The 23,400-nt window shown below is 41.6% G+C and carries 26 protein-coding genes; 7 read left to right on the top strand and 19 right to left on the bottom strand.

Annotation, left to right across the window (positions count from 1 at the left end):
• The first annotated feature begins 189 nt into the window (after positions 1–189).
• Genes E0H87_RS05810 through E0H87_RS05800 form a run of 3 tightly spaced genes read left to right on the top strand, consistent with a single transcriptional unit; the run spans position 190 to position 2,010 of the window.
• A complete protein-coding gene (locus E0H87_RS05810; protein ID WP_131322735.1) occupies positions 190–963 on the top strand; it encodes an energy transducer TonB in 774 nt (257 codons plus the stop codon).
• Positions 964–982: 19 nt separating this feature from the next.
• Positions 983–1,606: a MotA/TolQ/ExbB proton channel family protein gene (locus tag E0H87_RS05805; RefSeq protein ID WP_131263976.1), complete on the top strand. Its 624-nt coding sequence runs from the start codon at positions 983–985 to the stop codon at positions 1,604–1,606.
• Complete coding sequence (locus E0H87_RS05800; RefSeq protein ID WP_131322734.1) at positions 1,606–2,010, top strand: ExbD/TolR family protein; 405 nt, start codon at positions 1,606–1,608, stop codon at positions 2,008–2,010. Before E0H87_RS05805 ends, E0H87_RS05800 begins: the two co-directional genes overlap by 1 nt.
• Positions 2,011–2,061: 51 nt before the next feature.
• On the opposite strand, the gene msrA is transcribed toward E0H87_RS05800, so the two are convergent.
• The 5 genes from msrA to thyA all read right to left on the bottom strand — a co-directional run bounded on the left by msrA (position 2,062) and on the right by thyA (position 5,751).
• Entirely contained in the window at positions 2,062–2,586 is a 525-nt protein-coding gene (gene msrA / locus E0H87_RS05795) for a peptide-methionine (S)-S-oxide reductase MsrA (RefSeq protein ID WP_131322733.1), read from the bottom strand.
• Between the two features lie 114 nt (positions 2,587–2,700).
• Positions 2,701–3,156, bottom strand: coding sequence for an META domain-containing protein (locus E0H87_RS05790; RefSeq protein WP_131322732.1), 456 nt, complete (start codon positions 3,154–3,156; stop codon positions 2,701–2,703).
• 110 nt (positions 3,157–3,266) lie between these two features.
• A complete protein-coding gene (locus tag E0H87_RS05785; RefSeq protein WP_131322731.1) occupies positions 3,267–4,304 on the bottom strand; it encodes a DUF4105 domain-containing protein in 1,038 nt (345 codons plus the stop codon).
• A gap of 23 nt (positions 4,305–4,327) precedes the next feature.
• Complete coding sequence (locus E0H87_RS05780) at positions 4,328–4,840, bottom strand: dihydrofolate reductase (protein ID WP_131322730.1); 513 nt, start codon at positions 4,838–4,840, stop codon at positions 4,328–4,330.
• A gap of 68 nt (positions 4,841–4,908) precedes the next feature.
• Positions 4,909–5,751, bottom strand: a complete 843-nt coding sequence (thyA, locus tag E0H87_RS05775; RefSeq protein ID WP_131322729.1) for a thymidylate synthase — start codon at positions 5,749–5,751, stop codon at positions 4,909–4,911.
• A gap of 339 nt (positions 5,752–6,090) precedes the next feature.
• Between thyA and E0H87_RS05770 the strand changes: the two genes are divergently transcribed.
• Positions 6,091–6,600 (top strand): CHAP domain-containing protein, encoded by a 510-nt coding sequence (locus tag E0H87_RS05770; protein WP_131263969.1) that lies wholly within the window; start codon positions 6,091–6,093, stop codon positions 6,598–6,600.
• A gap of 96 nt (positions 6,601–6,696) precedes the next feature.
• On the opposite strand, the gene E0H87_RS05765 is transcribed toward E0H87_RS05770, so the two are convergent.
• The 3 genes from E0H87_RS05765 to lgt form a co-directional block, all read right to left on the bottom strand.
• On the bottom strand, positions 6,697–7,068 hold the full coding sequence (locus tag E0H87_RS05765; RefSeq protein WP_131322728.1) for a hypothetical protein: 372 nt from the start codon (positions 7,066–7,068) through the stop codon (positions 6,697–6,699).
• Between the two features lie 8 nt (positions 7,069–7,076).
• Positions 7,077–7,451, bottom strand: a complete 375-nt coding sequence (locus E0H87_RS05760) for a hypothetical protein (protein ID WP_131322945.1) — start codon at positions 7,449–7,451, stop codon at positions 7,077–7,079.
• A gap of 97 nt (positions 7,452–7,548) precedes the next feature.
• Positions 7,549–8,361 (bottom strand): prolipoprotein diacylglyceryl transferase, encoded by an 813-nt coding sequence (lgt, locus tag E0H87_RS05755; protein WP_016168246.1) that lies wholly within the window; start codon positions 8,359–8,361, stop codon positions 7,549–7,551.
• A 93-nt stretch (positions 8,362–8,454) separates the two neighbouring features.
• Between lgt and E0H87_RS05750 the strand changes: the two genes are divergently transcribed.
• A complete protein-coding gene (locus E0H87_RS05750; protein ID WP_131322727.1) occupies positions 8,455–9,249 on the top strand; it encodes an NRDE family protein in 795 nt (264 codons plus the stop codon).
• Between the two features lie 40 nt (positions 9,250–9,289).
• Here E0H87_RS05750 and E0H87_RS05745 read toward each other — a convergent pair whose 3' ends face one another.
• The 4 genes from E0H87_RS05745 to E0H87_RS05730 form a co-directional block, all read right to left on the bottom strand.
• Positions 9,290–11,464 (bottom strand): PhoX family protein, encoded by a 2,175-nt coding sequence (locus E0H87_RS05745; RefSeq protein WP_131322726.1) that lies wholly within the window; start codon positions 11,462–11,464, stop codon positions 9,290–9,292.
• 156 nt (positions 11,465–11,620) lie between these two features.
• The gene (gene tatC / locus E0H87_RS05740; RefSeq protein WP_413773112.1) at positions 11,621–12,397 is read right to left on the bottom strand and encodes a twin-arginine translocase subunit TatC; all 777 of its coding nucleotides are present in this window, start codon (positions 12,395–12,397) and stop codon (positions 11,621–11,623) included.
• A gap of 2 nt (positions 12,398–12,399) precedes the next feature.
• Positions 12,400–12,864, bottom strand: a complete 465-nt coding sequence (gene tatB / locus E0H87_RS05735) for a Sec-independent protein translocase protein TatB (protein WP_131322724.1) — start codon at positions 12,862–12,864, stop codon at positions 12,400–12,402.
• Between the two features lie 18 nt (positions 12,865–12,882).
• Positions 12,883–13,104: a Sec-independent protein translocase subunit TatA gene (locus E0H87_RS05730; RefSeq protein ID WP_131322723.1), complete on the bottom strand. Its 222-nt coding sequence runs from the start codon at positions 13,102–13,104 to the stop codon at positions 12,883–12,885.
• 151 nt (positions 13,105–13,255) lie between these two features.
• Here E0H87_RS05730 and E0H87_RS05725 point away from each other — a divergent pair, with 151 nt between their 5' ends.
• Positions 13,256–14,134, top strand: a complete 879-nt coding sequence (locus tag E0H87_RS05725; RefSeq protein WP_131322722.1) for a permease — start codon at positions 13,256–13,258, stop codon at positions 14,132–14,134.
• Between the two features lie 44 nt (positions 14,135–14,178).
• Here E0H87_RS05725 and rdgB read toward each other — a convergent pair whose 3' ends face one another.
• A complete protein-coding gene (gene rdgB, locus E0H87_RS05720; RefSeq protein WP_131322721.1) occupies positions 14,179–14,805 on the bottom strand; it encodes an RdgB/HAM1 family non-canonical purine NTP pyrophosphatase in 627 nt (208 codons plus the stop codon).
• Between the two features lie 124 nt (positions 14,806–14,929).
• On the opposite strand from rdgB, the gene E0H87_RS05715 reads away from it, so the two are divergent.
• Positions 14,930–15,400, top strand: a complete 471-nt coding sequence (locus tag E0H87_RS05715; RefSeq protein ID WP_319922774.1) for a GNAT family N-acetyltransferase — start codon at positions 14,930–14,932, stop codon at positions 15,398–15,400.
• A 13-nt stretch (positions 15,401–15,413) separates the two neighbouring features.
• Here E0H87_RS05715 and E0H87_RS05710 read toward each other — a convergent pair whose 3' ends face one another.
• The 6 genes from E0H87_RS05710 to E0H87_RS05685 all read right to left on the bottom strand — a co-directional run bounded on the left by E0H87_RS05710 (position 15,414) and on the right by E0H87_RS05685 (position 23,220).
• Complete coding sequence (locus E0H87_RS05710; protein WP_131322720.1) at positions 15,414–16,001, bottom strand: tetratricopeptide repeat protein; 588 nt, start codon at positions 15,999–16,001, stop codon at positions 15,414–15,416.
• Positions 15,998–16,591, bottom strand: coding sequence for a methionine biosynthesis protein MetW (gene metW / locus E0H87_RS05705; RefSeq protein WP_016168236.1), 594 nt, complete (start codon positions 16,589–16,591; stop codon positions 15,998–16,000). The genes E0H87_RS05710 and metW overlap by 4 nt, the downstream gene beginning before the upstream one ends.
• Complete coding sequence (metX, locus tag E0H87_RS05700; RefSeq protein WP_131322719.1) at positions 16,591–17,751, bottom strand: homoserine O-succinyltransferase MetX; 1,161 nt, start codon at positions 17,749–17,751, stop codon at positions 16,591–16,593. The genes metW and metX overlap by 1 nt, the downstream gene beginning before the upstream one ends.
• Positions 17,752–17,852: 101 nt before the next feature.
• Positions 17,853–19,550, bottom strand: a complete 1,698-nt coding sequence (leuA, locus tag E0H87_RS05695; protein WP_131322718.1) for a 2-isopropylmalate synthase — start codon at positions 19,548–19,550, stop codon at positions 17,853–17,855.
• Between the two features lie 544 nt (positions 19,551–20,094).
• Complete coding sequence (locus E0H87_RS05690; RefSeq protein ID WP_131322943.1) at positions 20,095–20,778, bottom strand: Fe2+-dependent dioxygenase; 684 nt, start codon at positions 20,776–20,778, stop codon at positions 20,095–20,097.
• A 108-nt stretch (positions 20,779–20,886) separates the two neighbouring features.
• Positions 20,887–23,220 carry a TonB-dependent receptor gene (locus E0H87_RS05685; RefSeq protein ID WP_131322717.1) on the bottom strand — a complete coding sequence of 778 codons (2,334 nt, stop codon included), beginning with the start codon at positions 23,218–23,220 and terminating at the stop codon, positions 20,887–20,889.
• Positions 23,221–23,400 lie beyond the last annotated feature (180 nt).

Here is a 23,400-nt window from a genome sequence, read left to right as displayed (position 1 = left end):
CTGTTTTTGACAGGTCTTTTTTTTATTTTGATTCAAAAAACTCATCAAAACAGTGAAATTAATAGTTGCAAATGAAAACACTTCTCATTTATTATTGCGATACTTTAATTGTACTAACCGATGAGCTTGATTGTTAAATCCACGATTAAACTGTCGTGAGCAGTCGCTTCTTTTAGGTCATAGATTCTAATGAGTCAAATTTCTACTCCCCCTATGCAAGCTCCTAATCCGATGAAAAAGAAAATCATCTCAGCCTTAATTGCAGTTGCCATTGGGCATGTTGGGGTATTGTGGGCGGTTAGCCAAATGAAAGCGCCTGAACTTCCTAAAGTGGAAAAAGAGCCATTAAAAGTACGATTTGTCAAAATTCAAGAACAACCAAAACCTTTACCGCCAAAGCCGAAAGCTGAACCGAAAAAAGAGCAGCCTAAGCCAAAGGAAGTAAAAGAGGTTAAAGTGGTGGAAAAACCTCAGCCACAACCTCCGAAAAAGGTGGAAAAAGTTCAACAAGTTAAAAAAGCAGAAACCGTCAAACCTGTCACCAAGCCTACGGAGCAACCACAGAAACCTGCTGTCATCAGTACGCCAGTGGTCGAAACCAAAGTGGTCAGTAAACCTGCACCTGTAGCTCAGCCTGTGGTGGAGAAAGCTGCGCCAACACCAACTACCAAAAGTGTTTCAATTGGTGGATCGGGTGTGCAATGGAGTCGTTCACCAAAGCCAAGTTATAGCAATAGTGACTTGAAGGGTGAAACACGCAGCATCGTGATTCTGATTGAAGCAGATGACAAAGGTAAGATTACCAGTGCACGTGTGACCAAGTCGACAGGTGTTCCAGCTTTAGATGAAAAGATTTTACGCGCAGTGCGTAGTGCAAAATTCAAACCGTACAAGGAAAATGGCGTTGCTTACCCTATTCGAGCAGAGCAACCATTTGAATTGACATTGAATCCTAACGGCTAACTATTTCAGGAGTTCGAGTATGAACTTTTCAGTTTATTGGCAACATGCGGATGCGGTGAGTAAAACTCTGTATTTCGTATTATTGGCAATGTCTATCGCAACATGGACGATTTTTATTTTACGTCTGATGGGCACACGTCAACTTAAACAACAAGCACATGCTCAACTTGCAGCAGCATTAACCAAGCTGAAAGCAAAATTGGCACCTTTAAGTTTTGAACAGCGTAAAGCTGTTGCAGAACAAGCGCTATTGCGTCAAATTTCTGTAGAAAAAGCCAATGCTGAAAAAGGGATTTCTGTTTTAGGGACCATTGCTTCAATTGGCCCTTTTGTGGGTCTATTTGGTACGGTTTGGGGTATTTTTCACGCGCTGGTTGCTGTAGGTAAAAGTGGTCAAGCCGGTTTAGCACAAGTAGCAACTCCTGTAGGCGAAGCACTGATCATGACGGGTTTAGGTTTGGCTGTTGCGATTCCTGCGGTATTGGCGTACAACATTTGTGTACGTGCCAACCGTACTTTGTCAAATGAACTGCAAGATCAAGCGCACAGCTTATTGATTGACACCATGTTACAGCAAGAAACAACAACACAAAAAGTTGAAGTGAAAGCGACACAACAAGGTTTAGTTGGAGGTCAAGCTTAATGGCTTTTCAATTGGGTGAAGACAACGATTCGGGCATGAATGAGATGAATCTCATTCCGCTCATCGATATTATGTTGGTATTGATGATCATCTTTTTGGTGACTGCGACCGTTGCCAACCCATCAATTCCATTAACCTTGCCAAAAACCACTGCGGATATTGTTGATCCACCACCTGAAGCAATTACAGTCAGTATTAATGCGAATGGTGAAGTGGCGTGGAATGATCAAATCATTAGTTTAGATGAGTTGCAGACTCGTTTTAATGAGGCTGGTCACGCCGCACAGAAGCCAACTGTACAGTTACGTGCAGATAAAGAATCACGTTATGATACTGTTGCACAAGTGATGTCACGTGCGAGTGAAGCCGGACTCAGTGATATTGCTTTTGTTAGTGAAAATTAAGCATTGATGATGCAAAAAAGCGACCATAGTGGTCGCTTTTTTATTGCTGATTTATTCCGTTTTCAGGAGTGATTGGAACTTGCTGTGGAGTTTTAAAAGTTTGGGTGGAATGGCAAAATTACAGTAACCTTGGGTCGGATTCCGAGCAAAGTAATTTTGATGATATTCTTCGGCTGGGTAAAACTGTGGTGCAGGGGTCACTTCTGTGACAATGTTGATGCCTTGGGCTTTTAATTCTTGAATGATCTGTTCAGCTGCTTGCTGCTGTTCTGGATTGTAATAATAAATCACTGAGCGATATTGTGTACCAATATCATTGCCTTGGCGGTTTAACGTCGTTGGGTCATGCGTTGCAAAAAATACTTCAAGCAATTGTGCGTATTGAATTTGGCTTTCATCAAAGTCGATTAGAATGACTTCTGCATGCTGCGTATCTCCTCGGCAGATGTCTTCATAGTTCGGATTTTCAGTTGTACCACCTGCATAACCACTGACCACTCGAGTCACGCCTTTTAATTGAAGAAATACTGCTTCGACACACCAAAAGCAGCCGCCACCCAATAATGCTTGTTGCATGAAATTTTCCTCTTCTTAATCTGAATGACTACGATAAGTGAACTTTGTGGCACGCAGATGTAATTTTGGTTGTAAAAATGAAAAAGGTCTGTAATACAGACCCTTATCATAAAACTAACGCGGTTGTTTTGCTCTGGTAAATTCAATTAATAGATTGCCATTACGATCCAGTAATTTGAGCGTGTTGTTATACACTTGATAATTGGTCACATTGGCAAGTGCCATGTTGAATTGATTTGGAAGGGTGTTATCAATACACGCCATTTTGGTCGAAGCCATTTGTGAAAATACGAGGGTGTCGCCTGTTGCTTGATAGGTGCCCATCAGACGGTTACAACCATCTGCACCTGAAACACGTTGAGTCGCTTGATCGAACTGGAGTGCTGGAATATTGTGAGCAGTTGGATTGGTTTTAATGCTTTTAGCGCCAATTTGAGTCGCAATCCATGTGCGGTTTTGAAGCATTTGTAAACTATTCACCTCAGCAGCAGAGGAGCTTGGTGTGGATTGACAGCCTGCAAAAAGCAATGCAGACCCGAGTAGAGCAACACTTAAAGTTTTTTTTAACATGTTGTATTTCCAGTTTTTTTAACTTTATTTTTAATTTATAAACAAACTATGTTCAAATTTCCAGTTGATTATCGTATTTATTCTGGCGTATTTGAGTGCGTAGTGAAAAATTAATGGCTTGGTAAGCCTAGGCGAATGGTATGAGAATAGTCTTGGATTGAAGTTAAAGACTGTACCTTGGGATTGACATGTGCCTGACGATACCATTCATGCATACTGTAACTGTGTGAAATCGCATTTAAATCGTAGAGATAATTGGGTAAATAACCTGAAGCCAACAGGCGGTAATCTACAGGCAGCGGTTTTTGTGTGACAGCTTGAATCATGTCAAATACCAACGTGGTGCAGTTACTGCTGAGGGTATTATACCATTTGGGATGTTGTGCCAATTCGCTGGCTTTGTTGAGGTATTCAAGAAATAGAGCTTGGCTTTGCGCTTTGGACATTTTGGTGGGGAAAAAATAGACCTGCTCATGCCGAATATTGCTACGGGTGTAGAGGATGTCAGTTTCATTGGCCGCGACTAAATTCAGTTCATACTTACGGAAAAAACCACCAATTGCGGAAAATTCTTCGCCTTTTTCTTTGCGAATTTCGATGGAAAATGTAAGCGGGGCGGTATCGGCAAAATCAAAACTGACCAAAGTGTGGGCAATCTGCGGGCCTGTCCAGTACGAGGTAATAATGTTTACCCCCGTAATTTGATTTAAATCTAAAACTCGCGTTTGCCATGCAGCGCTATAACTGCCATCGGCATGCCAGTGAAAGTCTCGAACATTGTGTAAAGTGACTTGATGCCCGTTAATTTGATAACTCAGCAGACGAGAGACTTCAGGATTCCAGTCGCGGTCTTGACGAGCTTCTAAGCCAAAGTACCAACCCAATGCCAACAGAAAGCCAAACATATACAGCAAAATATCTTTATTACGACTGATGAGATGCTGACTGAAATAAATACCTAATATGCTCAGAGAAAAGCAAGTCCACGCTAAAATTAAGCCATAGGTCACAACAAGATGAATAGGCTGCTGAATCCAGAGCGCGAGGCACAGCCAAATGGAGGACAGGAGTACAAACAGGCTGAAAATACAGTGAATCAACCATTGTAGCGTTTTCAACAACAATGTACTTGATCCTTTTTGCTGCATGCTCAGCCACTCATTGTGAAGGGTTATTTGGTATAGGTTGCAAACTCAAAGATAATCCCAGTGTTTTCATCTTGTTGTTTTTCCGAGCTTACTTTTTTAAATTCAGCTGGAATTTCAGGATAATACGCATCACCTTGTACATCAAGTTCAACGTGGGTCAATTCCAGACGGTCTGCAATGTTCATGGTTTGTTTAAAAATTTCACCACCGCCAATAATAAAGATGCTTTCAGGCTTTTCTGAAGCTTGTACATCTGCTACCGCGTGTGTGAGTGCTTCCTCAATGCTATAGGCTATCTTTGTGCCTTCAAAAGACCAGTTTGGATCACGGGTAATGACCCAATTAACACGTTTAGGCAAGGTGCGTCCCATAGACTCTAAGGTTTTACGCCCCATGACCACCACACCACCTTGAGTGATGGCTTTAAAGTGTTTAAGGTCGGCAGGAATATGCCAAGGTAAATCATTGGCTTTGCCGATACAGCGTTGCTGATCCATTGCCACGACATGCACAACTTCTAAATTCTGGAATGTCATTAATCACTAACCTGTGGAAATATTTGGAAAAAAGATGCTCTCTGTGCAGCAAGCATCTGTCCTGAAGCTTAAACGGCTACAGGGGCTTTAATGCCTGGGTGCGACTCATAACCGACAATTTCAATATCTTCAAATTTAAAATCGAAGATATCTTGAATCTCAGGGTTTAGTTTCAATTGACACAGCGCTAAAGGTTCACGGCTCAATTGTAGTTTGGCTTGTTCAAAATGGTTGGCATAGAGATGTGTATCACCACCAGTCCAGACAAAATCACCCACACCTAAACCACACACTTGCGCCACCATATGCGTCAGTAAGGCATAGCTGGCAATGTTAAAAGGTACACCTAAGAACACATCGGCACTACGTTGATATAACTGACAAGACAATTTGCCATCTTGGACAAAGAACTGGAACAAGGTATGACAGGGTGGTAATGCGACTTGTCCTGCTTCTTGTGGATTCCAACCCGATACAATTAAGCGGCGTGAATTGGGATTGGTTTTAATTTCATTGATCAACCATGCAATTTGGTCAAAGCCATCTTGCGCATATAGTCCATTTTCAAGTTTGGTTGCGCCGAAGTTCCGCCATTGATGACCATAAACAGGACCCAATTCAGCTTCAGGGCGACCAAAGCGAGCGGTTTGTTCTGCGGTTGCCCATTCATCCCAAATGCTGACTTTATTGTCTTGTAGGTACTTTACGTTGGTGTCGCCTTTAAGGAACCACAATAATTCAATCACAATCGAGCGAAAATGAACTTTCTTGGTGGTCAGTAAAGGGAAGCCTTGATTCAGGTCAAAACGCATTTGATGACCAAATACCGAGCGCGTACCTGTACCCGTACGGTCGCCTTTATCACCACCGTGATCGAGGATGTGTTGTAGTAGGTCTAAATACGTTTTCATAAAATTCTCAAACAAAAAATGGAGGACAAGTTGCTACAGATTTGTAGTTATCCATCCAGAGTCAAATCTAATTTCTGAGGTCGATTATACCCAAAATAAAATGGAAGCGATAAAAATGTAGCGCAAACGGAAAATCATCTGGTATTACGGATTGATTGTTTTTTGATCAAAAGAATAATGAGAATCTATTGCATAAACGCCCTAAAAATAAGCAATTAGCAACGCTTTGTTTACATATTTATATTTTTTTACATTTTACGCCTGAAAAATTAAATTTCACGGGCTACTATCAGCGCTCGAAGATTTATGTGTCTGATGTAAGAAGTTAGAGGTTTAAAGATGATTTATGATGTTAATACGGGTATGAGTGATGTTCATGCTCCTGCCGAGACACAAATCATTATTCGTTCCAATGCGCAACAAAAACCTGATAATAAACGCATGAACACAGAACGTAGTCGTAATTATACTTCGAGCAATGCACAGCGTATTGATATTGATAAATTTACGCAGAAACTCAGTGGCATTACGCGTCGTACCAGTACCCAGAAATGTGCCAAAAGTATTCGTCTTGCGTTGCAGTCTGCTGGTGCCAATGTGCAAAGCCATCCAGTTGCCGCTGCGGATTGGGGTAATACGCTAGAACGACTAGGCTATCGTCGTATTAGTCCATCCTTTGACCAACCCAAAAAAGGTGATATCTATATTATTGACCGTACTCAAGGTCATACTTATGGGCATATTGCAGGTTATTCAGGTTCTGGTTGGGTATCTGATTTTAAACAGACAGGTTATGCCGTTTATAAAAATGCCAATGTGCAATACAGCTATTACCGCTTAGATCATTAAATCAAATTGTAATGAGCAAATAAAAAGACCGTTTATTTATACAGATAAACGGTCTTTTTATTTAAGGGATATTCGATCCACTCTTTGATGGTGACGCTAAGCATGGCGTTTGGCGCGGTTGCTATAAATTGAAACCAAGAACAATCCAAGGGCATGAAAGCCAATGCATTGTAACCACAGCGCCCATTTATGCTGAGCTGGCAATACATAGGCCAAGCTTAAAAGAGCAAACAGTTGGAACATATAAATTCCATTACGAAGTGTTTTCCGATAAGGATGGGAAGGCGCTAATTTAAGAAACTGGGTAAACAGCACATGAATGAAAATCCCCAATGCCAGACTGAATCCTACCCACAGCGGTGCAAGTTGAGCAATGCTGGAGCAGAAATAAATAGCGCCACATACCACAATGCTACTGACCAATTTGATTTCACGGCTACAGCGTTCTGAATACCAAAATTCGAGCATCAATTGGTTTAATCCTGCTGATGTTGATTGAGTAGTGATAAGGGCGAAAACAGACAAATAGACAAAGCCATAAAGCCAATCCCTTGTGCACCAGGAATTAGAATTTCCCCTGATTTAAGATGCATAAAAATCAGTGCTAAAAGCAGTGCCAATGGAATCCACGTGAATAAACGATACAGTAGCCCAGTAGGGTTATCGCTAGCGAAATGGATTTTACAATAGCGACAGATTAGAAACACAATCCCTGTTCCCATGAACATTAAAATGGCATCGAGTGTTAAGGGTTGCATCCAATACAACCCCGCAGTCACTAAGGCAATCAGCACAAATAGGCTCAGTTTTTTGAATACAGCGATTTGGGGATTAAACCAGAATTCGAGCATAGATTTTAAGAGGGTGAGGTAGCAAGAGAATTGAAACTTTAGCATAAGCTAGAGCACGACGCACGGATCGTGCTCCAGAGTAAGGAGGGGCAGAGCGTTAGTTATTTTTGAGTGGTCCCCAATCGTAGACTTTTTTCTGATAGGCATACCACATCATCCAGAAACCAATCAGAATCATTGGAATGGTTAGGAATTGACCTTTACTCATCCATGCAATAAACAACTGACCATTGTCAGGCTCGCGGAAGAACTCGACCACAAAGCGCGCAATGCCATAACCAATCAGGAACAGTGCAGATACCGCCATACGAGGACGGGGTTTAGAGCTGAACCACCATAGGACAATAAACAGAATTAGCCCTTCACAGAGTGCTTGGTAAAGCTGAGAGGGGTGGCGAACCAGTTGTAGCGGGTCAGTCGGAAAAATCATTCCCAAAGCAAAGTTAGGGTCAGAGACAGGGCGACCATACAGTTCACCGCCAATAAAGTTACCAATACGACCAAACATTAAGCCTGTTGGGACACATGGCGCAATAAAGTCCAAGGTTTGGAACCACGTCATTTGGTACTTTTTACACCAAAGTAACATGGCAATCATCACCCCAAGAAAACCACCGTGGAAACTCATTCCACCAGTCCAGACTTGGAATAACCACAAAGGATTGGCAAGAAATTGTTCAAAGCCATAAAAGAACACATAACCGACACGACCACCAATCACTACCCCAAGCGCGCCATAAAAAATCAGATCAGAGACCATATCTGAAGTCCAGCCTGTTCTGAGTTTGGCACGATACGTGGCAAGTCCCCATGCAAAAAGGAAAGCCAATAAGTACATCAGTCCATACCAGTGGACTTGTAAGGGACCCAATGAGATCGCAATCGGGTCGATATTTGGATAGGTGAGCATTCCTGTTCCTAGTCATTATGTTTTGTAGAGATTTTAGCGGAATACAATGAAAAATGTTGTACATTCAATGTGTAAAGATATAGAGCGAAAGTTATGTGTATTGTGGCACTCGCATGGCATATTTTAGAGCAAACGCCGTTATGCCTGATTTCAAACCGAGATGAGTTCTATCATCGTCCGACGCAGGCCTTATCGGCATGGTCATACAGCCCAGTCATCGCAGGCAAAGATTTACAATCGGGTGGGACTTGGATGGGCGTAACACCAACAGGTCGTTGGGCCATTGTGACCAATTTTCGTGATGGACGAGATCAGCAGAGCTATCCAACTTCACGTGGGCATTTGGTACAAGCCTTTTTAGAATCAGATTTGGCACCGATTCGTTTTGCCAAACAGCTAGAACTGCAACAACGCGAATATGCAGGTTTTAATTTGTTCTTGGGGGATCGGGAACAGGCGATTTATATGAGTAATCGTGGTGAAGCACCGCAAGTGCTCGCCAAAGGCGTTTATGTGGTATCCAATGGTTTGATAACAGAGCATTGGGAAAAAACTCGACATTTGCGCAAACGTTTCACTCAAGAATTATTGCCGATGCTGCAAGGTGGAAAAAGTTCCGAAGCGGAACTGCAATATGCGGTATGGGATATTCTGGAAGATGAACGCAAAATTATTCCTGAGCTTTTGCCAAATACGGGTATTAGCCCTGAAATGGAAGCGTTATTGTCTTCAACATTTATTCAGAGTCCTGCCTATGGTACGCGTTGCTCTAATTTCTTGAGAATGAGTAGTGACAGTTGGAACTGGCTGGAAAAGTCACAACAGGGCGAATTGCAAGGGCAAATTGTGCAAGTACAAATGCCTTTATATGTAAGCAATCAAACATAAAAATGCCGACATCACGTCGGCATTTTTTTATTATTCTGGATTATGCACCCGCGATGACACCGCCATCTTTACGGGTAATCACAACTGTTGCAGAGCGTGGACGTGCCGTGCTGTTGCTTGGGTTCGTTTGCGTTGCTGGCCAATGGCTGGTTGCTGCATTATAGCTAGCTGAATCTTCACCAGGGTGCTGTACATTAATGAAGATGGCCTTGTAATCTGGTGTCATGGCAATCCCTGTAATTTCGCACTCTTTGGGTCCAACTAAGAAACGACGTAAGGTTTTATCGGTCACTTGAGCACCCGCAATGGTGGCTTGACCATTGATGGCTGTGGTTGCTGCACCATCTCCAATTTGCCCCGGCAATGCCGCTAACATCATACAGTTGGTCACGTCGGTATAGGCACCATCATCGGTTTGAATCCACAATACACCGCGTGGGTCAAACCACATGCCATCTGGTGAAGACAAATCATTATTGTCGCTTAAACCTGATAAGTTGATGTTGGCTGCCATAGCAGCTTCAGAACCAAATAGGTAGATGTCCCACGTAAAGGCTGTTGCTGTGGTTTTATTATCGGTTTCTTTAAAACGGATAATGTGACCATTGACGTTCCCTTTACCACCTTCTGGATCAGCGTAGTTACGCGGGTTTGCAGCGTCTGTTGGGTAGTCAAGTCCACGCTTAGAGTTGTTGGTGAGGGTAACGTAAACTTCGCCATTTACAGGGTTTACCGTTGCCCACTCAGGACGGTCCATTTTGGTTGCACCCACTGAGTCTGCTGCAAGGCGGGCAAAAGTCACGACATCGGCTTGTGAGCCAAATGGATACACGCTATTGGATGCATCTAAACCATTTTTACCATAGCTCAGTTCTAACCACTGACCTGAACCATCACTATTGAATTTAGCGACATATAAGGTCCCGTTATTCATGTATTTGTCACCAGCGGTATAACCACCGTTAACATCCTTACTGTCCCAGTTGGCAGCGGAAACAAATTTATAGATGTATTCACCGCGTGAGTCATCGCCCATATAGAAGGCTAAAGGTTCACCTTGTACCGCACGGCAAGCACTGTCTTCATGAGCAAAACGACCAAGAGAGGTACGTTTTACAGGGTTTTGACCACGGTCAAAAGGATCAATTTCGACCATCCAACCAAAAGTATTCGGTCCATTACGATAGTCTGCTGTCGCTTGATCTGCTACGACACTGGCATTCCAACGGTCATATAAATCTTGAGCTTCAAGTTGCCCGAGTGCAGTTTCCCAACCGTAACGTGAGCTTGAACCTGCTTTTAGACCATAACGTTTCAGTGCCACAATTTCGGCTGCACTACGCTTGCTATCATCCATTGTACTACGCGCAAAATAACCAATGAAGTTTTCTTCCGTAGTGAGGTAGGTGCCCCAAGGGGTATAGCCATTACCACAGTTGTTGTGCGTACCGCGAGTTTGCTTGCCCGCTGGAGAGAACTTGGTTTTGACCCAATCTGAATTTGCTGCGGCACCTGCAAAATCCATGACGGTTGATGCCGTAATACGACGGTTAAAGAGTGAGTTTTTCACAATCTCAACTTTTTGCGTTGCGTTGTCTTTTTTAATATGAACAACCGATACACCATGCGCGTTGGTTTCACGAATGACTTCTTCTTCAGGGCGACGACCATTGACTTTAGTGGCACCTGTAGGATGTAAGAAAGTTTGGTTGATATATTCGTGGTTCATCACCAACAAACCTTCCGTCGACACCGTGTCATCAAATTTACTGCTACTACTTAAACCAAAATAGTGCATACCGTCATGGCAATCTCCAGAACGGAACTGGAAGCTTGGGCCTGAAGGAATGTTGTTGTCATCCCAATCAGCATAGCTTGGATTGATTGAATCGCCAAGAGCATACAGTACCGTCGCTTGATAGCCTTCTGGTACAGTCACAATATCATCTAAGTTTTTATTCACCACAGAGAAGGTGAGCTCGGTCGGTTTTTTATTAGGATCAACGGGTTTGCTTGGCGGTGTCGCATTATCGTTATCATCATCACTACACGCAGTCAATGACGATGCCAATGCAAGTGCCACAGCACCACTTGCCGTTTTACCAATGAGACTGCGGCGAGTCATACGCTGTTCTAAAATGTCACTGAAGTGAACATTATCAGAGGTGTTGTTATCTAGTTCTTGATCTTCATGATATGGCGTCAGCTCGGTCATGTTTTTTCCCAATTCGTCAATAAGTTATAAAGTCGTAGTTAACTTAGGGAATTAATGTGACAAGACTTTTACCAAATAGTGAAAATCTGGTGAAAAAATGGAGTCATTTTGATGAAAAAAAGCAGACCGAAGTCTGCTGAGTTAAACCGATTGTCTTTATGCAAGACTTCTTTTCTTTTCAATCAGTTTGCCAAAAAACAAACCCAGCTCGAACAGGATCCACATGGGCACTGCCAGCATAATCATGGATAAAGCATCGGGTGGTGTGATGAACATGGAAATAAAAAAGCATCCGACCACAATAAAACGCCGTTTTTCCACCAACTGCTGTGTGGATACCAAGCCAATCAGAATCAGCAATAAAGTAATCACTGGAATTTCAAAGGTTAGACCAAAGACCAGAAACAGTTTTAAACAAAAGGTGAGATAGCTATTGATGTCGGTCATGGGTGCAACCGTTTCAGGCGTTACACTCATAAAGAAATGCAAGATTGAGGGCAAAGCCACATAGTAGGCAAACGCAATCCCTGCATAGAATAAACCAATGCTACCGACCAATAAGGGCAGTGCGAGCGTTTTTTCTTTTTCATACAGCGCAGGTTTAATAAATGCCCAGATTTGATAAAAAATAAATGGCATGGCCAGCATCAGTGCCACAAAAAAGTTTAGCTTAAAGGGTGCCATAAAAGTCGCAGTGACATCTGTCGCAATCATGGACGATGAAATGGGTAACTGCGCACGCAATGGCTCGGACATGAGCTGATAGGTATGATTGGCAAAAGGCAGTAGGCAAAAAAATAGCACAAGCAATAAACCAACAACTTTGAACAAATGCTGTCTTAATGCAACCAGATGTTTGGTAATGGGCATTTCTTCTAGTGGCGCTTGTTCTTGCTGTAATGAACTGGACAAGTGACTGGATTCTATAGGCATAGTCATACTGCCACCTTTAATTCAGGTAATTGTTCGAAAGTATCCACTACCGAAGTTTCCATTTTATTCGTACAAGGGATTGCCGAAGCTAATGGATGTCGATGCAGCATTGAATATTTTTGCTGTGTGAGTGGAATATAAGTCAAAAATAAATTTTTATTTTCAGTAACGCTGTTTTGCTGTTGTTGTTCGATCGCGCTATGACTTTGTTGTTGTAATTCTTGCATCTGAGCCTGCATTTTAAGCTCAAGTTCTTGAATCCGTTTCATCTCATTTTGCATTTGTTCACGTAACTCAGACATGCGTAATTCGCGATCTATGTCATTTTGAACATTGCTGATCATACGTTTAAATTTGCCGTACCATTTACCTGCAAAGCGTGCTGCTTCAGGCAGTTTGTCTGGCCCCAGCACCAATAATGCAATGATGCCGAAGGTCAACAGTTCAGTCATTCCAATATTGAGCATTTAGTGAATACCTGTGGCCTATGATCGTGTTGACGATTTAACTTCCGCGGTACTTTGATGTTCTAAAGTACGTGGTTCATCGAGTGTAGAGGTTGTTCTGTCATCTTCTTTAACCGACTTTTTAAAGTCTTTGATGGCGCCACCAACATCTTTACCTAAATTTTTCAGTTTAGATGTACCAAATAATAAGATCACGACAATTGCAAAAATTAGCACATGCCAAATCGATAAACCTGCCATCTTGTTTTCCTCTTTTATATTTATGCCATATCTCAACAGTTCAACATGACAGGGGTGTGACGATAGGATTGCAATTTCAAGACAGAGTCTTTTCTGGAAAAAAGTCCCATAGGTGCTATGATATTTTGGTGAAATTTCAAGGAATATCGATGTGGCTTTGCTGTTGCCGTTATTGGCATTTTTAACAGGTTTAATGCTTGCAACCGCATCTTTTGCTTCGCAGTTAAAAACGGGGTTGTCCAGTCTTTTGGCACGTTGCTTTATTCCCATCGTGATTATCTACAACATGGTTTTTTATCAGGCAGGTAGCTTTAGCTTGATGTTATTTAGCTTTGGTGTTGCTGTTCTGTTGTTTTATTTTTTTCTCTATTTTTCACAGAATAAGTTGAGTGCTTTGTGCTTTAGTTATGTCAACATGGCATGGTTAGGCTTTCCTTTTGCCATTGCACTATTTGGCACAGAAATTAGCCCTGCGATGGTGGCGTTATATATCGGCGGTTCTATTTTTGGCAATCTCTGGGCAGTAACTGCTGTGAGTGATACGCCTCAGCCACTCAGTATTATTCTTAAAAAAGTCCTGTATTCCCCCCCAATTGTTGCTTTAAGTTTGGCTGCATTGTTTTGGTTATTGGGTATACAGCACTGGCTACAACAGCATGGCATTGACTGGATTTATGCTGCTGCAAAGTTGGGCATGAGCTTTTCAGGCATGTGTGTGTTGGGCATGTGGCTCAGGCACACCAAAGTCCATGTAGCAGATTTATGGCAAAGTACGCAAACCGCAGGCTTGAAATTACTTTGTGGTTTAGTGTTATGTGGGTTGGCGTATCACTTTTTGCCCATACCCCATATTGAACAATCGATTGGGGTCATGTTCTTATTATTTTGTTTGCCACCTGCGGCCAATATTGTGGCTTTGGAAACACATTATCAGGGTACAGGAACGTCAGCAAAATATATCGCTTCGGGGACAATTGTCAGTTGTGTTGTGGTCAGTTTGTATGGCGTATTATTGCATTTGTTTATGTAAAAAGGCTCTTGCTCTCTCCCTAAAGAGAGAGCAGAAAGTCTCAGTTACTTTTCTAAACTGTGTTTAAAAAGTTGCATGGCTTGACCACGATGGCTGATTTTATTTTTTTCTTCTTTGCTCATTTCAGCGCTAGAAATGCCCAGCTCAGGTAACCAGAATAATGGGTCATAACCAAAGCCATTTTCACCACGCGCTGCTTCTAATACTTCACCTTTCCAAATGCCTTGGAAAATTTGTGGGAGTGGATCTTCGGCATGTTGTACCAAAGCTAATACGCATACAAACATGCCTTCAATGGTTTCACCATCTTTACGCAATGGTTTTAATTTCTCTAACAGTGTTTGGTTGTTGGCGGCATCATCGCCATGCTCACCTGCAAAACGTGCTGAATAAATGCCAGGTGCGCCATCTAAAACTGGGACACAAATACCCGAGTCATCTGCAATCGCTGGTTTGCCTGAAATACGGCTGGCATGACGGGCTTTAATAATGGCATTTTCAATAAAACTGAGCCCGTCTTCCACGGCATCTTCAATATTGAGTTGACCTTGCGGTACAACGTTGACTGGAAGTTGAAGTTCAGCAAAAAGTTTCTCAAATTCAGCAATTTTACCTTTGTTATTACTGGCAAGTACTAATGTGCCTTGAGATAACCATGCATTTGCAGACATTGTATTTGTGCTCATGAATTGAAAATAATGGTCTATATTTTAACTGAATTAGATTGTATAAAAGCAGCATAATCTATGAAGATTAAAAGCAACAACTGACTTTGAATAAGAACAAGAGAGATAAATGAATATGATTCGTCCAGCCACCCATGCAGATTTAGAACAAATTGAGAGATTAATTCAGCCTTATATTGCCGACTTTGCCATAAGTCGGGAAGGTGAAGAAAAATTTTCTTCAGCCACCATTCTAAAATTATTAAACACGGAACAGGTTCATTATTATGTGTATGAACAGAATGAAACCATTTTAGGCATCATTGCTTATAAAGAACCCGCCCATCTCGTACATTTTTTTGTAGATATTGCTGTACAGCAGCAGGGCATTGGTCGAAAGCTGTGGAATTATGTTGTTGCTGAACTACAGGAAAATATCACCGTGATAAGCGTAAATTCAAGTTGTTATGCGCAGCCTATTTATCAAAAATTTGGCTTTAAAGCTGTATCGGAGGTGATTGAAGCACATGGTTTAAGGTTTGTGATGATGCAAAAAAACACAACTGCCGAAAATAAAAAAGCACCCGAAGGTGCTGTCTAGAGTCAGTGCAATATTATTGCGCTTGAATCCATTTGTCGGCACGGTCACGTGCCAAACGAATTTGGTCTTGGGTCAGGTTTGCTGCCAAAGCAGTCTTTTTACCTTCAGACATGGTAATGACTTTATTGTCGAGCATGCCATCACGCGTTGAAAGTTCATACCATTGGTAAGCACCAATGTAGTTTTTCTTTTGCTCTTCCATCATGGCAAGATTAAAGCTGGCACGGTTGTCGCCATGGCTGGCTGCCTTTTCAAAGTATTGGCGAGCCAAAGTTTCACTTTTGGCAACTCCAACACCATCGGCATACATACGACCTACATTTAACTGTGCAGGGGATAAGCCCTGATCAGCCGCAGCTTTAAACCAAGCAAAAGCTTGACGGTCATCTTGCTTGACGTCTTTACCCGTTTGGTATTTGGTGCCTAAGTAAAACTGTGCAGCAGGTTGACCTGCTTTTGCAGCTTTGATTAAGTTATCAATATCCATGGTTGAATATTGGGCAGCTTGACTAGAAATGGAAGCAGATGGCGAAACGTACTCAGCATGAGACTGAATGCTAAAAAGTCCAAAAACTAGTGTGCTTAATAATAATTTTTTCATAGCGCGCTCACTCGATAAATTGCGACTTCACCAAACAGATTTGGGATATGTTTACTGAGTAAACTACCTTGCTGATCCCCATTCACGGCGAGTCGATTAATTATTCGGATGTTGTTTTCTGCACAAAGTGCTTCAAAATCTCGAAAAGTACATAAGTGGATATTTGGAGTATTATACCACATATACGGTAATGCTTCTGAAACAGGCATCATTCCTTTTAAAGCCAAGAAAGAACGAGTCTTCCAATGTGCAAAGTTTGGAAAGGTAATAATTGCTTGTTTCCCCACACGCACCATATCACGTAATAATACGTCAGGCGCATCTACAGCTTGCAAAGCTTGTGCCATGACCACATAGTCAAAAGACTGGTCGGCAAAGCGACTTAAACCTAAATTTAAGTCCTGCTGAATAATATTTAACCCTCGGCTGATCGCAATTGCAATCTTTTCCTGATCAATTTCTAAGCCATATGCACGAATATTGTGCTGTTTACTCATATGAGCCAGCAATTCACCATCACCACAGCCCAAATCGAGGACTTTAGAGTCGGGTTTAATCCATGCTTCAGCGAGTTGATGATCGATACGCATTACACAGCCTCCTTAGCGGTAGATTTAAGCTGTTCTTCACCACCTAAAAATGCACGTAATGATTTTACATAGAGCGGAATCGGGAACAAGAACGAGTCATGACCTTGTTCTGCCTCAATATCCAGATAACTCACAGGCTTATGATTACTAATGAGTGCATCTACAATTTCTTGTGAACGTTCGGGAGTAAAGCGCCAGTCCGTGGTAAAGGACACCACCAAGAATTGACATTGGGTCTGAGACATCGCTTGGGTCAATGAATGTTCATATTCACGCGACGGATCAAAGTAATCGAGTGCCTTGGTCATAATGAGGTAAGTGTTGGCATCAAAGTTACGGCTGAATTGTTCACCTTGATAACGCAAATAACTTTCGACTTGGAATTCGACATCAAAGCCATACATAAATTTGCCTGACTTTAAGTCGCGACCAAATTTTTGTTTCATGGCTTCTTCAGACAGATAGGTAATATGACCGACCATACGTGCCAAAATTAAGCCGCGTTTCGGATAGCTGTCATGTTCTAAATAACGACCTTGATGAAAGTCAGGGTCAGACAAAATCGACTGACGTGCGACTTCGTTAAAGGCAATATTCTGTGCAGATAGTTTTGGTGCGCTGGCAATAATCACGCATTTCTGTAAACGCTCAGGATAATCAACCGACCATTGTAACGCCTGCATGCCCCCCAAAGAACCACCGATCACTGCATACCAAGTTTGAATGCCTAAGCGATCAGACAGCATAGCTTGCGTTTTTACCCAGTCACGTACGGTCACTAAAGGAAAATCTGGTCCATAAGGACGGTTGTCATTTTCAGGATTTGGCGAGGTTGGACCTGTCGAACCGCTACAGCCCCCAATGTTATTTAAGGAGATAACAAAGAATTTAGAGGTATCAATTGCTTTTCCAGGGCCAATACATGCATCCCACCAGCCTGCTTTTTTATCATCTTTGTGATGATAACCCGCAGCATGATGATGTCCCGATAAGGCGTGACAAATGAGAATGGCATTAGAATGATCTGCGTTGAGTGTACCGTAGGTTTCAACCATCATTTCGAAACGTGGTAAAACACGACCACATTCTAGTTCTAACGGCTCTTCGAATTGGAACTTTTGTGGGGTTACGAGACCCACTGAGTCAGCTGGAAAAGACACAGAAATACTTCGCCTTTAATTTTTTAGAACAATAAACAAAAGGATACCACTTGAGGGTATCCTTCTAAAGTCATTTTAGTGCTAATCAATATTGTTAATACTTATACCGCAGCAGCAATCACTTGTTCAGTGCTGAGTACACCTTGTTCAATTAAACGGTTGGTACAGGCAAGGATCGCTTCAATTGAGGCAGTCACAATGTTGTCATGCACACCTGCACCAAAGGCAGATTTACCTGTGCCTTTGACTTGAATTTCAATTAAGGCTAAGGCTTTAGCATGCGCGCCAGAGCTAATGCTACGCTCTTCATAGTTCAAGACATCAATCGGTAATTGAAGCGCATTTAACATTGCCGAGATTGGGCCGTTGCCTTCACCACGTAAATGCTGTACTTCGCCATCAAGTTCGATATCTAACTCAATCACTTGGTTGCCATTATCATCAGACAAGCGGTAATTTTTTGCAGAATAATGTGCATCTTTGCTGCTGACATATTTATCTTTAAACAAGCTCCAGATTTGTTGTGCTGAAACTTCAACGCCTTCATCATCGGCAACTTGTTGTACCACTTGCGAGAATTCAATTTGTAAACGACGTGGTAACACCACGTTGTAGTTTGCTTCCAACAAGTAGGCAATCCCACCTTTACCTGATTGTGAGTTAACACGAATCACAGCATCGTAGTCACGACCCAAATCTTTCGGATCGATTGGTAAGTACGGCATATCCCAGATTTCTTCGTTTTTCTGGTATTCAAAGCCTTTTTTAATCGCATCCTGATGTGAGCCCGAGAAAGCAGTGAAGACCAAATCGCCTGCATAAGGATGACGAGGATGTACAGGTAAGCCAGTACATTCTTCAACTGTAGCAATCACTTCATTAATGTTAGAGAAGTCTAAGTTTGGCGCTACACCTTGGGTATACATGTTCAAGGCAATTGCGGCAACGTCCACATTACCCGTACGTTCGCCATTACCAAATACACAACCTTCTACACGGTCAGCACCCGCCATAATCGCCAATTCAGAAGCCGCGATACCACAGCCACGGTCATTGTGACAGTGAACTGAAATGATCACGCCATCACGACGTTGAATATTACGATGCATCCATTCAATTTGGTCTGCATAGACGTTTGGAGTTGATACTTCAACAGTTGCAGGCAAGTTTAAAATCACTTTATGCTCTGGACGAGCATCCCAGATTTCAGTCACAGCATCACAAACATCTTTCGCAACTTCTAATTCAGTTGCAGAGAAGCATTCTGGGCTGTATTGGAAAACCCATTCAGTTTCTGGTTGCTGCGCCGCATATTCTTTCACTTTTTCAGCGGCATTGATGGCCAATTGTTTTGCACCAGCAACATCTACATTCAATACTTTTTGGCGGAAAGTTGGAGAGTTTGAATTGTAGATATGCACAATTGCACGTTTTGCACCTTGTAAGGATTCAAAAGTACGTTGAATCAAGTGATCACGTGCTTGAACTAAAACTTCAATGTAAACGTCATCTGGGATATGACCTTCTTCAATCAATTTACGTGTGAAGTCAAAGTCGATTTGAGATGCAGAAGGGAAGCCAATTTCAATATGTTTAAAGCCAATTTTGACTAACATTTGGAACATTTTAAACTTTTGTTCCATATCCATTGGTTCAAAAATTGCTTGGTTACCGTCACGAAGGTCGGTACTCATCCAAATCGGCGCTTGGGTAATTTCTTTGTTTGGCCATTGACGGTCAGGCAAGTCTACACGCTGGTACATGCGACGGTATTTTTTACTTGGATCAGCCAACATCATGAGGAACTCCTTGTGCAGCATGGGTTGCTTGGTCGAATGAAATCTGCAACTTGCTACAATATATATGGTGTTTATTTAAAAATATTTAAAGGGAAAAAATAGGGAAAGCTGCCAAACAGGCAAAATTTTTATACGCGCGCGTGGCGCAGCATCAGGAGATTCATTTGAGGTTGAGCGTGAGTCGGAAAAGCAAAAATATCATTCGTTTTCATCATGTAACCATCAAGATCAATAGGGCAGTTTTACTTGTGCAAGTATTCGCAGAGTACTTGATTGAGTCTAGGCGAAGATTGCATTCGCTGCAAAGCTTATACTTCTATCATACTGTGCTTAGATTGAGAATGTTTTCCGAATATTAGTTTGAATAAAATAATATTGGAATTTTTTTCTTCTTTTGTTGTATTTAAGGGTATTTTTTATTGTTTATCTTGGGTTAATTAAATAATTATCAAAGTAAATTACAAGATTTTCTTAGTTTTTTCTCGCTGCTGTTTTAATTTGGAAAAAAATAGCAGCAGCGAAGATTTCAAAAAGCTTTGTAGAATTAAAGTTCAGCCCATTTGCGCATTAAATTATGGTAAAGATTGGTTAGTTTAATCACTTCGGCATGTTGATCGCCTAATTGCAGACGTAAATTTTGTACGGTTTGATCAAGGTTGAATAGCATATGTCGTTCAGCATCATCACGGACCATACTTTGCACCCAAAAGAATGATGCAATACGACAGCCAGAAGTGACCGCAGTGACTTCATGCAAACTGGTCGATGGGTAAAGGATCATATCACCCGCAGGAAGTTTGACTTCATGATACCCATAGGTGTCTTCAACCACCAAATCACCGCCTTCGTATTCTTCAGGTTCACTTAAAAAGACGGTACAAGATAAATCTGTACGCAGACGTTCATTGGTGCCTCGAATACGACGAATCGAGTTATCGACATGAAAACCAAAGGATTCATTATTTTCATAGCGGTTGAATAGGGGCGGAATAATATCGAGTGGAATGGCGGCAGAAAGGAATAAAGGATGTTGTCCCAGAGATTCTAAAATAATGGTACTGAGATGATGGGTGAGGGGATGATCTTCAGGAAGTTGTTGGTTTTGTTTTACTGTAGCCGATAAAGTACCCGCAGTGACTTTACCATTGACCCATTCAATTTTATCCATTTCATCGCGGAAGTATTGAACTTGCTCTTTCGTCAGTACATTGGGAATATGATGAATCACGCGAATGCCCTTCATTTTAGTAGAGTGTGTATGCAAATAGCCCCTGCATGCAGAGGCTATTTTTTATAACATAAACCCATAAATAATTTATGGGTTTAATGCTTTTAATTAATATTTAAAATTCACAGAAAGTACAGCACTACGACCTTCGGCCTCTGTTGCATAGTGTGAAGAGTAAGCCTTGGTGAAATAACGTTTATCTGTCAAGTTGTTCACATTGAGTTGTAAATCAACATTTTTGTTGACGTTGTAACGTGCCATTGCATCGTAACGCACATAACCAGGGACGAATTTAGTATTGGTTGCATTACCATAGACTTTATCCATGGCAACAGCACCAGCACCTAAAGTGAATTGCGGTAAGACTTGGTAGGTGGTCCATAAGGTTGCTGAGTTTTTCGCAACGTTTTGAACTTGATTACCATTGCTACGGTTCGCAATATAAATAGGTGCTGCTGTTGTTCCAATATTTTCGAAGCCACCGTCAATAAGTTCACTGTCTAAATAAGTATAGCCAGCCGACATTGCCCATTTGTCAGTAATGTTACCGTTAATACCCAATTCAAAACCATCGACACGGGTTTCACCAATATTTTTGGTTGTACCTTCATCTGTTGTTGCACGAGTATTGGTTTTCTCCGTACGGAAAATGGCTGCGGTCAAGTTGAGTTTGTCGTTTAAAACATCCCATTTTGTTCCTAGTTCCATGGTGCGTACTTCTTCAGGCTTTAAGTTCTGAATAGCAGCAGTAATACCTTCTGAACCATCACCACCATCTACACCTACAGGGTTTGAAGATGTTGCATAACTTGCATAAATCGACCCATTTTCGACAGGTTTGTAGACTAAGCCAACTTGATAGTTGATGAAATCAGAATCATTTTTAACGGTGACTTTATCACCTGCTTTCGCAGTGATTTTGGTGTTGTTCGCACCTGTTACTGAATTATTAAATTGACCATAAGTCATGGTCTGTTCAGCAGAATAATCATCCCAACGAACGCCCAAGTCTAAAATCCATTGAGGATGTAATTCGATGCTGTCTAAGAAGAATACAGAGGTATTTTCATTTTTGATGTTATAGACATCTGCACCTTGGGTACTAATTGTACCTGTCCACGCGCCACGATTTGGATTTTGAACAGAAGTACACCAACCCGATGCAATCGCAGCTGCATTACATGAGCTATTCGCAGTACCTGTAGACGATAAATTATCAATAATGTATTGGGTACGATCAGTTTCTTGGTTTGAATACTCTGCACCGAAGTTAAAGCTATGCTTAAAAGCACCTGTATTGAACTTACCTGTTAAAGCCAATTGATCGGTAAAGGTGTCTGTATCAGCTATGCGTGAGTTGACACGTGCCCATACATTACCTGTTAACTCACCTGTGGTTTTGTTATAAAAGTTACCTTTAGAGTCATCTGGATTGGTCCAGAGGTAATCATTTTTAGATTTGTTATAAACAGCGGTATTGCTAAGGGTTAAATTGTCAGTAAGGTCGTGCTCAAGCTTGATCGTTCCTGCTTGGTTTTCTTGTTTTTGAAAATCACGATCTTTCCAGCCATAGTATGTACCTTGCGCTACATCAATTGGCTTGCCATTACCATTTAGGCCCGCATTGGCGTTGGTTGCAGCAAATGGGTTGTTATACGGAATGCCTGAATCTGGAGTATCGTCAGTTTTGAGGTAGTAGTAGCTTAAAGTTGCACGCGTATCACTGTCTAAACCGAAAGTAATACTTGGCGCAATACCTGCGCGGGCATATTCAGTACCATCATCTTGTCCTGCTTTATCATTATGATGCCCCATGACTGCAACACGAGCAGCGATACCATTACCAAAGTCTTTATTACCATCTAAAGTAATACGTTGGTAATCGTCTGTTCCAGAACCTACAGAGCCTTCTAAAAAGTCACCTTTTTTAGCGGTTTTCGAAATCATGTTGATGCTACCACCAGATGTACCAGCACCGCCCATTGCAGATGCAGAACCTTTGGTGATTTCAACTTGCTCAATGGCAAACATTTCACGGTTTTGAGAAGTAGAGTTACGAACGCCATCTACATACATCGAGCTTTCTGAGTTATAGCCTCGAATAAATGGACGATCACCATTTGGATTACCGCCTTCACCTGCACCAAGGGTAATACCAGGCACTGTGCGAAGTGCATCACTTAAAGTTGTTACTTGTGTATCTTCAATCAATTGCTTAGAAATGACTGATACAGATTTTGGTGTATCTAAAAGGGGAGCAACAAACTTGTTATTTGCAGAATTATCTACTTTTAAACTCTTTTGTGTTTCAGCACTTGCCTGTGTTTGAATTGTTGGAAGTTGTGTCGCGTCATCTTGAGCAATAGCCGTAGTCGCAACAACTGATAATGATGAGGCAATTGCTGCCGACACTAATTTTTTACGCGTTTTAATAAATGACATTTCTGAACTCACAAAGAGTAGTAAAAATTCTTATGCGAATAATAATAATTCTTATTTATTTTACCAATTATAAACGATTGGAATTGCCGATTAAGGCGTCTAAAGAAAATGTAAAAAAAAATGATATTGTGTAACATTTTGTATGTAAGTGCATGATTTTTTATATAAATAGAAAAACCC

Source organism: Acinetobacter sp. ANC 4178, from assembly GCF_004331175.1.
Classification (GTDB): Bacteria; Pseudomonadota; Gammaproteobacteria; order Pseudomonadales; family Moraxellaceae; genus Acinetobacter.
This window is presented reverse-complemented; position numbering and strand designations above follow the sequence as displayed.

Coding starts and splice junctions, on each gene's coding strand:
- E0H87_RS05810 (WP_131322735.1), top strand. CDS start 190: ATGAGTCAAATTTCTACTCCCCCTATGCAAGCTCCTAATCCGATGAAA.
- E0H87_RS05805 (WP_131263976.1), top strand. CDS start 983: ATGAACTTTTCAGTTTATTGGCAACATGCGGATGCGGTGAGTAAAACT.
- E0H87_RS05800 (WP_131322734.1), top strand. CDS start 1,606: ATGGCTTTTCAATTGGGTGAAGACAACGATTCGGGCATGAATGAGATG.
- msrA (WP_131322733.1), bottom strand. CDS start 2,586: ATGCAACAAGCATTATTGGGTGGCGGCTGCTTTTGGTGTGTCGAAGCA.
- E0H87_RS05790 (WP_131322732.1), bottom strand. CDS start 3,156: ATGTTAAAAAAAACTTTAAGTGTTGCTCTACTCGGGTCTGCATTGCTT.
- E0H87_RS05785 (WP_131322731.1), bottom strand. CDS start 4,304: ATGCAGCAAAAAGGATCAAGTACATTGTTGTTGAAAACGCTACAATGG.
- E0H87_RS05780 (WP_131322730.1), bottom strand. CDS start 4,840: ATGACATTCCAGAATTTAGAAGTTGTGCATGTCGTGGCAATGGATCAG.
- thyA (WP_131322729.1), bottom strand. CDS start 5,751: ATGAAAACGTATTTAGACCTACTACAACACATCCTCGATCACGGTGGT.
- E0H87_RS05770 (WP_131263969.1), top strand. CDS start 6,091: ATGATTTATGATGTTAATACGGGTATGAGTGATGTTCATGCTCCTGCC.
- E0H87_RS05765 (WP_131322728.1), bottom strand. CDS start 7,068: ATGCTCGAATTTTGGTATTCAGAACGCTGTAGCCGTGAAATCAAATTG.
- E0H87_RS05760 (WP_131322945.1), bottom strand. CDS start 7,451: ATGCTCGAATTCTGGTTTAATCCCCAAATCGCTGTATTCAAAAAACTG.
- lgt (WP_016168246.1), bottom strand. CDS start 8,361: ATGCTCACCTATCCAAATATCGACCCGATTGCGATCTCATTGGGTCCC.
- E0H87_RS05750 (WP_131322727.1), top strand. CDS start 8,455: ATGTGTATTGTGGCACTCGCATGGCATATTTTAGAGCAAACGCCGTTA.
- E0H87_RS05745 (WP_131322726.1), bottom strand. CDS start 11,464: ATGACCGAGCTGACGCCATATCATGAAGATCAAGAACTAGATAACAAC.
- tatC (WP_413773112.1), bottom strand. CDS start 12,397: ATGCCTATAGAATCCAGTCACTTGTCCAGTTCATTACAGCAAGAACAA.
- tatB (WP_131322724.1), bottom strand. CDS start 12,864: ATGCTCAATATTGGAATGACTGAACTGTTGACCTTCGGCATCATTGCA.
- E0H87_RS05730 (WP_131322723.1), bottom strand. CDS start 13,104: ATGGCAGGTTTATCGATTTGGCATGTGCTAATTTTTGCAATTGTCGTG.
- rdgB (WP_131322721.1), bottom strand. CDS start 14,805: ATGTCTGCAAATGCATGGTTATCTCAAGGCACATTAGTACTTGCCAGT.
- E0H87_RS05715 (WP_319922774.1), top strand. CDS start 14,930: ATGAATATGATTCGTCCAGCCACCCATGCAGATTTAGAACAAATTGAG.
- E0H87_RS05710 (WP_131322720.1), bottom strand. CDS start 16,001: ATGAAAAAATTATTATTAAGCACACTAGTTTTTGGACTTTTTAGCATT.
- metW (WP_016168236.1), bottom strand. CDS start 16,591: ATGCGTATCGATCATCAACTCGCTGAAGCATGGATTAAACCCGACTCT.
- leuA (WP_131322718.1), bottom strand. CDS start 19,550: ATGATGTTGGCTGATCCAAGTAAAAAATACCGTCGCATGTACCAGCGT.
- E0H87_RS05685 (WP_131322717.1), bottom strand. CDS start 23,220: ATGTCATTTATTAAAACGCGTAAAAAATTAGTGTCGGCAGCAATTGCC.